The sequence below is a fragment of the Pseudomonas sp. AC169 genome, assembly GCF_979258515.1.
In genome coordinates this window covers 3,179,243-3,192,070 of record NZ_OZ409866.1, presented here as the reverse complement: position 1 = coordinate 3,192,070, position 12,828 = coordinate 3,179,243, and the positions used below count along the sequence as shown (strand labels likewise).

11 protein-coding genes are annotated in these 12,828 nt (G+C 60.8%); 1 reads left to right on the top strand and 10 read right to left on the bottom strand.

Going from position 1 to position 12,828, the window contains the following annotated elements; translation table 11 throughout:
* Positions 1 to 11: 11 nt before the first annotated feature.
* The gene (gene serB, locus ACZZ0G_RS14415; protein WP_008079219.1) at positions 12 to 1,226 is read right to left on the bottom strand and encodes a phosphoserine phosphatase SerB; all 1,215 of its coding nucleotides are present in this window, start codon (positions 1,224 to 1,226) and stop codon (positions 12 to 14) included.
* 134 nt (positions 1,227 to 1,360) lie between these two features.
* On the opposite strand from serB, the gene ACZZ0G_RS14410 reads away from it, so the two are divergent.
* Positions 1,361 to 2,866 carry an AhpA/YtjB family protein gene (locus ACZZ0G_RS14410; protein ID WP_463556573.1) on the top strand — a complete coding sequence of 502 codons (1,506 nt, stop codon included), beginning with the start codon at positions 1,361 to 1,363 and terminating at the stop codon, positions 2,864 to 2,866.
* Positions 2,867 to 3,250: 384 nt separating this feature from the next.
* On the opposite strand, the gene ACZZ0G_RS14405 is transcribed toward ACZZ0G_RS14410, so the two are convergent.
* The 9 genes from ACZZ0G_RS14405 to ACZZ0G_RS14365 all read right to left on the bottom strand — a co-directional run bounded on the left by ACZZ0G_RS14405 (position 3,251) and on the right by ACZZ0G_RS14365 (position 12,742).
* Positions 3,251 to 3,961 carry a PqiC family protein gene (locus tag ACZZ0G_RS14405; RefSeq protein ID WP_007915780.1) on the bottom strand — a complete coding sequence of 237 codons (711 nt, stop codon included), beginning with the start codon at positions 3,959 to 3,961 and terminating at the stop codon, positions 3,251 to 3,253.
* A gap of 177 nt (positions 3,962 to 4,138) precedes the next feature.
* Positions 4,139 to 6,403: a DNA topoisomerase IV subunit A gene (gene parC / locus ACZZ0G_RS14400; protein ID WP_463556572.1), complete on the bottom strand. Its 2,265-nt coding sequence runs from the start codon at positions 6,401 to 6,403 to the stop codon at positions 4,139 to 4,141.
* A 7-nt stretch (positions 6,404 to 6,410) separates the two neighbouring features.
* Positions 6,411 to 6,935, bottom strand: a complete 525-nt coding sequence (locus ACZZ0G_RS14395; RefSeq protein ID WP_007915776.1) for a retropepsin-like aspartic protease family protein — start codon at positions 6,933 to 6,935, stop codon at positions 6,411 to 6,413.
* On the bottom strand, positions 6,932 to 7,921 hold the full coding sequence (locus ACZZ0G_RS14390) for an esterase-like activity of phytase family protein (protein ID WP_463556571.1): 990 nt from the start codon (positions 7,919 to 7,921) through the stop codon (positions 6,932 to 6,934). The genes ACZZ0G_RS14395 and ACZZ0G_RS14390 overlap by 4 nt, the downstream gene beginning before the upstream one ends.
* Positions 7,921 to 9,828 carry a DNA topoisomerase IV subunit B gene (gene parE, locus ACZZ0G_RS14385; RefSeq protein ID WP_463556570.1) on the bottom strand — a complete coding sequence of 636 codons (1,908 nt, stop codon included), beginning with the start codon at positions 9,826 to 9,828 and terminating at the stop codon, positions 7,921 to 7,923. The genes ACZZ0G_RS14390 and parE overlap by 1 nt, the downstream gene beginning before the upstream one ends.
* Before the next feature lie 41 nt (positions 9,829 to 9,869).
* Positions 9,870 to 10,478: a YqiA/YcfP family alpha/beta fold hydrolase gene (locus ACZZ0G_RS14380; RefSeq protein ID WP_463556569.1), complete on the bottom strand. Its 609-nt coding sequence runs from the start codon at positions 10,476 to 10,478 to the stop codon at positions 9,870 to 9,872.
* 288 nt (positions 10,479 to 10,766) lie between these two features.
* Positions 10,767 to 11,582, bottom strand: coding sequence for a 3',5'-cyclic-AMP phosphodiesterase (gene cpdA, locus ACZZ0G_RS14375; protein ID WP_463556568.1), 816 nt, complete (start codon positions 11,580 to 11,582; stop codon positions 10,767 to 10,769).
* A gap of 99 nt (positions 11,583 to 11,681) precedes the next feature.
* Positions 11,682 to 12,134, bottom strand: coding sequence for a DUF1249 domain-containing protein (locus ACZZ0G_RS14370; RefSeq protein WP_064117171.1), 453 nt, complete (start codon positions 12,132 to 12,134; stop codon positions 11,682 to 11,684).
* Positions 12,125 to 12,742, bottom strand: a complete 618-nt coding sequence (locus ACZZ0G_RS14365; protein ID WP_463397907.1) for an NUDIX domain-containing protein — start codon at positions 12,740 to 12,742, stop codon at positions 12,125 to 12,127. The genes ACZZ0G_RS14370 and ACZZ0G_RS14365 overlap by 10 nt, the downstream gene beginning before the upstream one ends.
* Positions 12,743 to 12,828 lie beyond the last annotated feature (86 nt).

Genomic DNA, 12,828 nt, shown 5'->3' with positions numbered 1-12,828 from the left:
CAATAGAGATCCTAGAGCTGCCCGTCGCGATCGCGGAAGCCCAGCAGATACAACACGCCATCCAGCCCCAGCGTCGAAATCGCCTGCTTCGCCGACTGCTTGACCAGCGGCTTGGCGCGGAACGCCACACCCAAACCGGCAATTGCCAGCATCGGCAGGTCATTCGCGCCGTCGCCGACCGCGATGGTCTGCTCCAGACGCAAACCTTCCTTGTGCGCCAGCTCTTTCAACAGATCAGCCTTGCGCTGGGCATCGACAATCGGCTCGATCGCCACGCCGGTGCACTTGCCGTCGACCACTTCCAGTTCGTTGGCGAACACGTAGTCGATGCCGAGTTTGGCCTGCAACTGCTTGGCGAAGTAGGTGAAGCCGCCGGAGAGGATCGCGGTCTTGTAGCCCAGGCGCTTGAGCTCGGCGAACAGCGTTTCGGCGCCTTCGGTCAGGCGCAACGAAGCGCCGATCGAATCCAGCACGCTGACGTCGAGGCCTTTGAGCAAGGCCAGACGCTCTTTGAAGCTGGCGCGGAAATCCAGTTCACCGGCCATGGCGCGCTCGGTGATTTCAGATACCTGTTCGCCTACCCCGGCTGCCTTGGCCAGTTCGTCAATAACCTCGGCCTCGATCAGCGTCGAGTCCATGTCGAACACCGCCAGACGCCGGTTGCGGCGGAACAGCGAATCTTCCTGGAAGGCGATATCGACGTTCAGTTCCTGGGCAACGCTGAGGAATTCGGCGCGTAAAGCCTGCGGATCAGCCGCTTCGCCACGCACGGAAAACTCGATGCAGCCTTTGCCCTTGTCGGCCGGCGTGTCCAGTGGCATGCGACCCGACAGACGGTCGATGTGATCGATGTTCAAGCCATATTTGGCGGTGATCGAGCTGACCGCCTGCAATTGGCCGGCGGTCACTTTGCGCGTCAGCAAGGTAACGATGTGGCGCTTCTTACCCTGATTGCCCACCCACTGCTGGTAATCTTCTTCGGACACCGGGGTGAAGCGCACCTGCTGATCGAGCTCGTAGCCCTTGAACAAAATGTCCTTGAGCACGGACTTGCCTTGCTCGGAATCGGGGATTTCAACCAGGATGCCGAACGACAGGGTGTCGTGGATCACCGCCTGACCGATGTCGAGAATGTTCACACCACCTTGTGCCAGAACGCCGGTAATGGCCGCAGTCAGACCCGGACGGTCGACTCCCGTGATGTTAATCAGGACGATTTCGCGCAACGCGCACCCCCGCAACTGGAAAAAAACCGCATTCTACCCACTTTCAGTGACCATCGGGCACCGCGAGCGCTTTGCCGGTCTAGGGCCTGTCGCTATACTGCGCGTCAACTTCACGGACAAAAGAGCCGAGCTCAGTGAACCGGCCCACGCCAGTTAAAACCGATAACTTCTTCCTGCTGATCTTCCGTGCACTGCGACACCGCCGTGTACCGATTGCATTGCGCATTGCCAGCCATAACGTGATCCTGGTCGCTCTGGCCTTGGTGATCTATGCCGGCGTGATGGGTTTGCAATTCAAGCAGGCCATGCACCAGCAGGCCGATGCGCTGGGCGAAAGCCTGACCACGCAGACCGCGACCTCGGCCACCGAGCTGTTGGTGTCCAACGACATCCTCAGCCTCAACGTGCTGCTCAACAACCTGACCAAGAACAAACTGGTGGCCCACGCGGCGATCTACAGCGTGGATAACCGCATCCTCGCCGAGTCCGGTCAGCGGCCCAAGCACAGCCTGCTGGGCGAAGCCGAAGGCATGTACGAGAGCAAGATCACTTTCCAGGACGTGACTGCCGGGCAACTGCGCATCAGCCTCGACATGGATCAGTTCCAGCAGCCAATGACCATCAGCCTGCAAAGCATGGGCATTCTCAGCGGGATTCTGCTGGCGCTGTCGCTGGCCCTGAGCCTGCGCATGGGCCGCTATCTGTCGACGCCACTGCTGCAATTGCGCGTCTGGTTGCGCCGCATCGACGAACACACGCCGGGCATCGATCGTCAGGATGAAATCGGCGATCTGGCGCGTCAGCTCCACGCCAACTACGCGCCGGAGCCTGCACCGGAACCGGAACCCGAGTTCGTGGACGAAGAAGACGAGCCGGAATTCGAGGTGCGCAACTTGCGTGATCCGAGTTTCGACGAAACCCGTCCGATGGCCGCGCAGAAGCCAGCACCGCGACATCTGGTCAGCACCGTCGAAGACGATGATGACGATGACGCGTTCGCCGATCTGCGCGACGAGTCGCTCAATGACGCGCCCCAACCCGTCGTCCGTAAACCGTCGCCAAGCGTGCCGCAGCACACCGCTGTGCTGGCCGTGCAACTGGGCTCGCAGGAGCAACTGCGCCGCTTGCCGCGCGCTCGTCTGGAAGAGTTGCAGGAGCGTTATCGCGACTGTCTCGATCAGGCCGCGTCGCTGTATCAGGGCGAAATCGAAACCCTGAACGACGGCAGCACGCTGATGCTGTTCCACACTGAAGACAGTGGCGACGATTACCTGACCAATGCGATCTGCTGTGGCGAACTGCTGCGGGCGCTGGGTCATCAGTTGCAGATCGAAGTCGCGGACAGCGGCATCACTCTGCAATTGCAATTGGGTTTGACGCTGGGCGATGAACTGTTCGGGTTGAGCCAGATTGATCTGCTGCTGACTGATTCGGCGCAGGACGCGCTGGCCTTGTCGCAGCACAGCCGCAACCTGCTGCTGGTTGAGCGCAAGATCAGTGACGATGCGCTGATCCGCCAGCGTGCGCGGATCCGCCCGATTGCCAGCCCTGAGGGTGCTTGCTGCGTGGAGCGGTTGATGGAGCCTTATCCGTCGATGCTCGAGCGGCAACTGGCGCGGATGCATGAGCGTCGGGCGTAAGCATTAGGCCCGATGTGAAAAAGCCCGCAGACAAGCGATTGTCTGCGGGCTTTTTTGTGGGTGGCTGAAGAGCCCCTCACCCTAGCCCTCTCCCAGAGGGAGAGGGGACCGATTGGGGGATATTCTGGAGCTACACCGAATTGAACGTCTTGCTTTGAATCCATAATCGCCAAGATCGTCGACGTAGGGCGCCAGACATTTCGGTCGGCCCCTGCTCTACCAAATCCACAATCGCCAAGATCTTTCAGGTCGATGAATAGCGCCAGACACCAAGGTCGGCTCCCTCTCCCTCGGGGAGAGGGCTGGGGTGAGGGGCTTTTGATCTTCTATCCCAGACACAACAAAGCCCGCAAAAGGCGGGCTCTGTTTTGACTCGGTTCAGGCTTAGAAGCGGAACACTTCCATATCCGTACGAATCGGCGAAGCCATCGGTATCTTCGGCTGCTTCTCGGCTTCCGCCGCCGGAGCTGCCGGTTTCGGTGCCGACTTACGCGGCGCCTCAGCCACCGGAGGCTGGTTGGCCAACGGTTTCAGCGCCACCGACAACTGCTCGGCCAGACGCTGCAGCAAAATGCCCTGCGCCTGCACCTGCGAAGCCGTACTGCCAGCATGCAGTTCTTGCAGATGCACGATGCGGTTATCGCGCACTTGACCACGACGATCGATCAGACGCCATTGCGCATCGAGGATCGCCGGTTGTTTCTGACCGGAGTCCAGACGCGTGATGGTCAGCAACACCTGCACATCCGGGGTGAACCCGGTCGTGGCCGGTGCCAGCACCACACGCTGGCTGTCCAGATGACCCGCCACTTGGCGCATCAGCAACTGATCGATATCCGACGAAAGGCTGCCAGCCCAACGACCGTCGGTCGCCGCTTGCAGACTGCCGTCCGGTTGGCGTTGCAGCAATGTCTCACGTTGCAGGTAATCAGCGACGACTACCGGGCCTAACAAAACCGCCATGCCCGCGCTTTGCGCAGGCTGAACCGGACTTCCGCTGTCCAGTTGATACAGCGACACCGGCTGGTGAACGCTGCAACCCGCCAGGCCCAAAACGCCGGCGAGCAGGAAAATAAGGGGGCGCAGAGCAGTCATCATCCCGTCCAGGTGGCCGCCACAAGGCTGACCACAGTGAAAATACTCAATAAATATGAAGAACGCTCGGCCACGCCGGCGCTTGGAAAGGCCATATCATCCGTGAATATGCGTTCCGACTCCAGCGCCAAAGCGTCGATCTACGCGTTAAATCGTGGATCGAGCTCTCTAGGACGCCTAATTGAGGTTTTCGACGAGCAGCGCATCGACCCGCTGGAAGCCTCTCGGAAGTTTATTCCCGCGACGCCCACGCTCACCTTTGTAGTGTTCGAGGTCGTCGGCCTTCAGCGACAGGGTCCGTTTTCCGGCCTGCAGCACCAATGTGGCACCTTCCGGAATGACGGCGATGTCCGTGACATATTCTTCGCGACTGGCCACACGTTCACCGGAAATACCGATGATCTTGTTGCCTTTGCCCTTCCCTAATTGTGGCAGATCGCTGATTTTGAAGATCAGCAGGCGACCTTCGGTCGTGACCGAGGCCAGCCAATTGTGCTCACGATCGGCCACCGGACGCGGCGCAATCACTTTGGCGTTGTTCGGCAGGCTCAACAGGGCTTTACCGGCCTTGTTCTTGGCTTGCAGGTCTTCGCCTTTTACGACGAAACCGTAACCGGCGTCGGAAGCGATCACGTACAGCGCATCGTCTTCCGGCATCAGCACGCATTCAAACGAGGCGCCCGGTGGCGGTGTCAGACGACCGGTCAACGGTTCGCCCTGGCCACGCGCCGACGGCAGCGTATGCGCGGCGACCGAATAGCTGCGGCCAGTGGAGTCAATCACCACAGCAGACTGGTTGGAGCGCCCCGCCGCCGAGGTCTTGAAGCCGTCGCCGGCCTTGTACGACAGGCCGGTGGCGTCGATGTCGTGGCCCTTGGCCGAACGGATCCAGCCTTTTTCCGACAGCACGACGGTGACTTTCTCGTTCGGCAGCAGATCGTGTTCGGTCAGCGCTTTGGCTTCGGCACGTTCAACGATTGGCGAACGACGATCATCGCCATAGGTTTCGGCATCTTTGATCAGCTCGGTACGCACCAGCTTCTTCAACTTGGCTTCGCTGCCCAGCAAGGCTTGCAGCTTGGCTTGTTCCTTGAGCAGTTCGTCCTGCTCGTCGCGCAGCTTCATCTCTTCCAGTCGCGCCAACTGACGCAGACGGGTGTCGAGGATGTAGTCGGCCTGAATCTCGCTGAGGGCGAAACGCTCGATCAGCTTGGCTTTCGGGTGCTCCTCGGTGCGGATGATGTGAATCACTTCATCCAGGTTGAGGTAAGCGATCAACAAACCATCCAACAGGTGCAGACGACGCTCAACCTTGTCGAGACGGAATTGCAGGCGGCGACGCACGGTCTGCACGCGGAATTCCAGCCATTCGACCAGCAAGGCGCGGAGGTTTTTCAGCTGCGGCTTGCCGTCCAGACCGATGATGTTGACGTTGACCCGGTAGGTCGACTCCAGCTCGGTGCTGGCGAACAGGTGCTGCATCAGGGCTTCGTGATCGACGCGGCTGTTGACCGGGATAATCACGATGCGGCACGGGTTTTCGTGGTCGGATTCGTCACGCAGGTCAGCGATCTGCGGGGCTTTCGACGGCTTGGCCTGCATCAGCGCGGCGATCTGCTCCAGCACCTTGGCGCCGGACACCTGATGCGGCAGCGCGGTGACGATGATGTCGCCGTCCTCGACGTGGTACACGGCGCGCATGCGCACCGAGCCCTTGCCGGTTTCGTACATTTTCAGCAGGTCGGCGCGCGGCGTGATGATTTCCGCTTCGGTCGGATAGTCCGGCCCCTGAATATGTTCGCAGAGTTGTTCAACCGTGGCTTTCGGCTCATCGAGCAGGCGCACGCACGCGGTGGCGACTTCGCGCAGGTTGTGCGGCGGCACGTCGGTGGCCATGCCCACGGCGATACCGGTAGTGCCGTTGAGCAGAATATTCGGCAGCCGCGCCGGCAGCACCAGCGGCTCCTGCAGCGTGCCGTCGAAGTTCGGGCCCCAATCTGCAGTGCCTTGGCCGAGTTCGCTGAGCAGCACTTCGGAATAACGCGACAAACGTGCTTCGGTGTAACGCATGGCGGCGAAGGACTTCGGATCGTCCGGCGCACCCCAGTTGCCCTGACCGTCGACCAGCGTGTAGCGATAGCTGAACGGCTGGGCCATCAGCACCATTGCTTCGTAGCACGCCGAGTCGCCGTGCGGGTGGAACTTGCCGAGCACGTCACCGACGGTACGCGCCGATTTCTTGTGCTTGGAATCGGCGTCCAGGCCCAACTCGCTCATGGCGTAGACGATACGCCGCTGTACCGGTTTCAAGCCGTCGCCGATATGCGGCAGAGCACGGTCCATGATCACGTACATGGAGTAGTTGAGGTAGGCTGTTTCGGTGAAGTCGGCCAGCGAACGGCGCTCTACACCGTCCAGGCTGAGATCAAGGGGGTTGCTCATGCAGACCTCATCGGTTCGTTGTCTGGCGCAGCAGCATGGTGCCACCGCGCTGAGTAAATTCAAGTTTGTTCAGGGCGCTCATGCCGAGCAGCACCTGATCGCCATGCAGCCCCGGCGCGACCAGTGCGCGGACATCCCGCAGCACGATGTCGCCCAGTTGCAGGCGGTCGATTTTGGTCCGATAGCCCTGGCTCAGACCGTTGGCCGTGCTCAGGGTCACACCGAAGCCTTCTTCCAGCTTCAAACGTTTGGCCAGATCCGCCGGGATCGCCACATCGGTCGCGCCGGTGTCGAGCATGAACTCCACCGGTTCGCCGTTGATCTGGCCGCTGGCGACAAAATGCCCTTGGGCGTTGCCGGCCAGCTTCACTTCGATAAAACCTTCTCCCTGCTCCGAACTGACTACGACGTTCGGATTCTGCTGGCGCTGTTCCCACTGGCCGAAAAACCGCGTGGCCAGAAACAGCGCCGCGCACCACGCCAGAATCATCAGCACTCGACCGGCGCGCTTGCCCGGTGGTTGCTGGCTCATGGCTTGGCGCTCCAGCCACCGTCAGGCGCAGCGAAGCGCCAGACGATCGGGCGTTTCTCGCCATCGGCACGCACGCCATCGTTGTTGTCCAGACCAATCCATGCACCTTGCGCATCGACCACCAGCGCTTCCGCCAGACCATAGGCCTGTGAATACAGGCGCTGTGGCTGCAAGGCATCCTCGGCGAAGGACCAGCATTGTTCGACTTTGGCGGTCACCACATCGCGACGGCAGATCTGAAACGCGTTGCGTTCAAGAGTAAACAGCTTGCCATTGAACAGCGACAGATCGGCGAAATCGCGGGTGACGGCGCGGGCCTTGGGAAACTGCGGCGGCTGCATTTCGACCCCGGCTTCACTGAGCAGCACACAGGCACCGTCACAATCCCAGACCGTTTGCTGGCGCTTGATCTTCAGCAAGCCACGGCGCTCACGCTCCGCCGCCAGCCACAGCTGATCACCCGCCGGGTTGATCGCCAGACCTTCGAATAGCGCATTGAAGTGCAGCAACATGCCACTGGCCCGGGCTTCTTTCACCAGCATTGGCGAGATTTTCAACCACGACGCCGGGCCTTGTGGCGGCACCTGCAACACGGCCGCATGGGCCTCGCTGACGATGTAGCGGTTGCCAGCGCTGTCGCAGGTGATGCCTTCAAAATCCAGATCACCGCCACGGATGAACGAAGCGGCCCAGGTCCGCGAGCTGATACCCCACGGCAAGCCGCTGTCAGGCACCGGTGGTACGTCGATGTGCACGGTTTCCGCCTGCCAAACCTGATCGGCGGTTTTAAGCCGGTAGATCTGCTCGTCATCACGATCGGACACAGTCCACAGTTCATTGCCGCACAATGCCAGCCCTGACAGGTTGCCGCCGCGCATGCCATCGACCGGGTGCTCGGAGAGCAGGCGCAATTCCTGCAACGGCTCGGCCGACACATTCATTGCACTCAGCAGCAAGGCACCCGCGAAGGCAACCCCAAACCGCATCAGGCCAGCACCTCGGCGAGGTTGCCTTTGGATTCCAGCCAGGTCTTGCGGTCACCGGCGCGTTTCTTCGCCAGCAGCATGTCCATCATTTCCGAGGTTTCGGCGAAGTCTTCGCCCAGCGTCAGTTGCACCAGACGCCGAGTGTTCGGGTCCATGGTGGTTTCACGCAGCTGCGGCGGGTTCATTTCACCCAGACCTTTGAATCGGGTGACCTGCGGTTTGCCGCGTTTCTTCTCGGCGACCAAGCGATCGAGAATGCCGTCACGCTCGGCATCGTCGAGGGCGTAGTAGATTTCTTTGCCGAGGTCGATGCGATACAGCGGCGGCATGGCGACGTAGACGTGACCGGCCTCCACCAGCGGGCGGAAATGCTGGACGAACAAGGCGCAGAGCAGCGTGGCAATGTGCAGACCGTCGGAGTCGGCGTCGGCGAGGATGCAGATCTTGCCGTAGCGCAGCTGGCTCATGTCCGCCGCGCCCGGATCGACACCGATGGCCACGGCAATGTTGTGTACTTCCTGACTGGCCAGCACTTCGCTGCCGTCGACTTCCCAGGTGTTGAGGATCTTGCCGCGCAACGGCAGGATCGCCTGGAACTCCTTGTCCCGCGCTTGCTTGGCAGAACCGCCAGCGGAATCACCTTCGACCAGGAACAGTTCGGAACGCATCGGGTCCTGCCCGGCGCAATCCGCCAGTTTGCCCGGCAATGCCGGACCTGCGGTGACGCGTTTGCGCTCGACTTTCTTGCTGGCCTTGAGACGACGGCCGGCGTTGTTGATCGCCAGTTCGGCCAGGGCCAGACCGGTTTCCGGGTTGGCGTTGAGCCACAGGCTGAAGGCGTCCTTGACCACTCCGGAGACAAACGCCGCCGCTTCACGCGATGACAGTCGCTCTTTGGTCTGGCCGGAGAATTGCGGCTCCTGCATTTTCATCGACAGGACGAACGCGATGCGCTCCCAGACGTCTTCCGGCGCCAGCTTCACACCGCGCGGCAACAGGCTGCGGAATTCGCAGAACTCGCGCATCGCGTCGAGCAAACCCTGACGCAAACCGTTGACGTGAGTACCGCCCTGCGCCGTCGGGATCAGGTTGACGTAGCTTTCCTGCACCGCGTCGCCACCTTCCGGCAACCACAGCAGCGCCCAGTCGACCGCTTCTTTATTACCGGCGAAAGCGCCGCAGAATGGTTCGTCCGGCAGACGCTCGAATTCGCTGACGGCGTCGACCAGATACGAGCGCAAGCCGTCTTCGTAATGCCACTCGACTTTCTCGCCGGTGCCTTTGTCTTCAAAGCTGACCAGCAGCCCCGGGCACAAAACGGCCTTGGCCTTGAGCACGTGCTTGAGGCGGCTGATGGAGAATTTTGGTGAGTCGAAATATTTCGGATCCGGCGCGAAGTACACGCTAGTGCCGGTGTTGCGCTTGCCGACGGCGCCGACGATTTCCAGCTCGGTGGCTTTGTAGCCATCGGCGAAGGTCATCTGGTATTCATTGCCGTCACGCTTCACGCGCACACGGACTTCGGTCGACAAGGCGTTGACCACGGAAATACCCACGCCGTGCAGACCGCCGGAGAACTGGTAGTTCTTGTTGGAAAACTTGCCGCCCGCATGGAGTTTGGTGAGGATCAGCTCGACGCCCGACACGCCCTCTTCCGGGTGGATGTCGACCGGCATGCCACGGCCATCATCGCTGACTTCCAGCGAGTGGTCGGCGTGCAGGATGACCTGCACCGATTTGGCGTGGCCGGCCAAGGCTTCGTCGACGCTGTTGTCGATGACTTCCTGGGCGAGGTGGTTCGGCCGACTAGTGTCGGTGTACATGCCGGGGCGTTTGCGCACCGGGTCGAGGCCCGAGAGGACTTCGATGGCGTCGGCGTTATAAGAGCTAGCGCTGGGAGTGGCCATAGGGTCTCGTCGTCAGTCATTCATGAAATAGGGGCAAGACTTCACAGTGCGGTGAAATCGATTGCCTGATACACATCGGCACCAATGCCGGCAAAACTCAGCAACGCCGGCAACTGGCCGGCAAAGCCTTGGAAACTGTGGTCGCCGCCGGCCTGAATGCGCAGGGCACAGGCGCGGTAATACTGCTGGGCGAGGCGATAATCCAGTGTTTCATCGCCGGTCTGCAACCAGACCTGATAACGCTGGGCGTCCACAGGTGCTGGCACTTCCAGCTCGGCCAGGGCCGCAACGTGGTCGTGGGTCAATTCCCAGGTTTCATCGGTATACAGGTTTTTCTGCGTGCCCAGGTAGCCGTCGAACATCCGGTGCGGGCTAACCGCCGGGTTGACCAGCAGGGCTTTCAGGCCATGGCGCTCGGCGAGGTGAGTCGCATAGTAGCCGCCGAGTGAGCTTCCCACCAGCAGCGGGCAGCCCAGCTCGGCGATTGCCTGCTCCAACTGACCGATGGCTTCGCGCGGATGGTGATGCAGGGCCGGGACACGCAGTTTGTCGCTCAAACCCAGTTGCTCCATCACCGTTACCAGCTGACAGGCCTTTTTCGAGGCCGGGGCGCTGTTGAAACCGTGGATATAGAGGATCGAACCGGACATTTGAGCTCCCTGGGTGTCGGTTTGGGTTTGCGGAGTTTACAGGGAGAGAAGATTGGATTGGGGGTGGTTTCGAGAATTTGGTCATTCAGCAGGGGCGGCCCTCACCCTAGCCCTCTCCCGGAGGGAGAGGGAACTGAATGGGGGAGATTCAAGTGTTACACCGACTTGAGCGAGCTTCAGCGAATCCATAATCGACACATTCTTTCAGGTCGATGGATGACGCCAGACACCTCGGTCGGCCCCCTCTCCCTCTGGGAGAGGGCTGGGGTGAGGGTTTTGATTTGTCGCTCAATAACCGTTGGAGCCGTAGTCGACAGTGAACTCGAAGTCGGTGACGCGCTCAACCCCGGTTTCCAACCGCCCATCCGGCAACAACCGCAACCACCGATACCCAGGCGCCTGCTCACCCACCTTAAAATCCTCACTCCCCGGCTCAAACTGAATGCACGTCGAAGGCGAAGCCATCAAGCGCACGCCATTGCGCTCACGATCAATCTCCTGATGCACATGCCCCCACAACACCGCGCGGGCCTGTGGAAAACGATCCAGCACTTCGAAAAACGCCTCGGGATTGCGCAAGCCAATCGGCTCCATCCACGCGCAGCCGATCGAAACCGGATGATGATGAAAGCACACCAGGTGATGCCGCTCCGGCGCTTCGCTCAGCGAGCGGGCCAGCAGTTGCAGTTGATCATCCTGCAAATAGCCCGGCACCGAACCCGGCACTGCCGAATCCAGCAGCGTCACCCGCCAGTTGCCGATATCGACTACCGACTCCAGCAGCGCGCTCTGCACGGCGGCCTCGGCCATGATCATCGGTTCGTCGTGATTACCGGGAATCCAGCGCGCCGGCGCAACAATCTGCGCGCTCATCTGGCGAAACTGCCGATACGACTCCAGCGTGCCGTCCTGCGAGATATCGCCGGTGGCCAGAATCAGGTCGATCTGCGGCTGCTGCCCAAGCACCAGTTCGATGACCTTTTGCAGGCTGTCGCGGGTGTTCATGCCCAGCAGTGTGCCGTCCGCTTCGGCGAACAGATGGCTGTCGGACAACTGCACCAGCAACGCCGGATCGGCGGAGGTCAACGTGGATACGCTCGGCAAGGCGTTCTCCCAAGGCAAAAGCACGGAATCGATCAAGTACCGCAATTATGCTGGGGGATCAGTGAAAGAGGAAACCGCCGAACCGGACGCAGTTCACAACTAGCGTACGACTTCGTACTCATGCCCCAACGCCAGGCAATGACTCAGCCATTCCCCCAGGAACAGATTGAGCTGAGCTTTTTCATCTGGCTGATGCATGGCCGCGTTCGGGTAAGGATAGATGCCGCGAAAGCGTCGTGCATGTTCGGCGCTGACCACTTCGGCCATGCGCGCGTCGTGATAGACCTGCACTTCGAGTTGCGGCACCGGCAGCCAGGGCAGACTGTGTTCCTGGCGCACCTGCAACGTCGTGGTGTAAGGGCAGGTTTGCAGCACTTCAAGGGCCAGCACGCCAAGCATCTGTTCGCCCTGAGTCACGGCGATGCGCCGCGCCTCGGGTTCGTTGCGCATGTCCGGGACCAGTCGCATCAGGCGCGCGTAGTTGGCCTCGCAGGCGGCTTGCAGCCCCGCGAGGTCGACTCGATAACGATCGCGCAACTTGTTTACGACCATAACCCCCTCACTTCGGCGCGGTTCAGCGCCAGCCACTGCAAAGCGATGATGCTCGCCGCGTTGGCAATGCGTCCGTCGCGGACGGCCTGCAAGGCATCTTCAAAGGCCCAGACCGTGACGCGGATATCTTCTGCCTCTTCTTCCAGGCCATGCAAGCCACCAACGCCATCAGTGCTGCAACGCCCCAGATACAAATGCACGAACTCGTTGCTGCCGCCCGGCGACGGGAAATATTTGGTCATCGGCCACAGGGCCTTGATGTCCAGTCCAGCTTCCTCCTGCGCCTCGCGGTGAGCAACTTCTTCTGGCTGCTCGTCCTTGTCGATCAGACCGGCGACCAGTTCGACCAGCCAAGGGTTATCGGCCTTGCCCATGGCGCCAACGCGAAACTGCTCGATCAATACCACTTCGTCGCGCTGCGGATCGTAGGGCAGCACACAAACGGCGTCGTGGCGCACGAACACTTCACGGTTGATCTCGCGGCTCATGCCACCCGCGAACAGCTCATGGCGCAGGTGCACACGGTCGAGCTTGTAAAAGCCCTCGTAGCATTTTTCGCGCCGCACGATATCGACGGCGGTCGGAATGGCGTTGGCAAAATCAGTCATGAGCATCCTCTTTACTGCAGATCCATTACGAGTTGCCTTGGTGTAACTGGCAGTCTCGACTTCGCGCCATCCTAACGCGCCCGAAC

Coding starts and splice junctions, on each gene's coding strand:
- ACZZ0G_RS14395 (WP_007915776.1), bottom strand. CDS start 6,935: ATGAGCCAGCAACCACCGGGCAAGCGCGCCGGTCGAGTGCTGATGATT.
- ACZZ0G_RS14405 (WP_007915780.1), bottom strand. CDS start 3,961: ATGACTGCTCTGCGCCCCCTTATTTTCCTGCTCGCCGGCGTTTTGGGC.
- parE (WP_463556570.1), bottom strand. CDS start 9,828: ATGGCCACTCCCAGCGCTAGCTCTTATAACGCCGACGCCATCGAAGTC.
- ACZZ0G_RS14390 (WP_463556571.1), bottom strand. CDS start 7,921: ATGCGGTTTGGGGTTGCCTTCGCGGGTGCCTTGCTGCTGAGTGCAATG.
- ACZZ0G_RS14365 (WP_463397907.1), bottom strand. CDS start 12,742: ATGACTGATTTTGCCAACGCCATTCCGACCGCCGTCGATATCGTGCGG.
- parC (WP_463556572.1), bottom strand. CDS start 6,403: ATGAGCAACCCCCTTGATCTCAGCCTGGACGGTGTAGAGCGCCGTTCG.
- ACZZ0G_RS14370 (WP_064117171.1), bottom strand. CDS start 12,134: ATGGTCGTAAACAAGTTGCGCGATCGTTATCGAGTCGACCTCGCGGGG.
- ACZZ0G_RS14380 (WP_463556569.1), bottom strand. CDS start 10,478: ATGTCCGGTTCGATCCTCTATATCCACGGTTTCAACAGCGCCCCGGCC.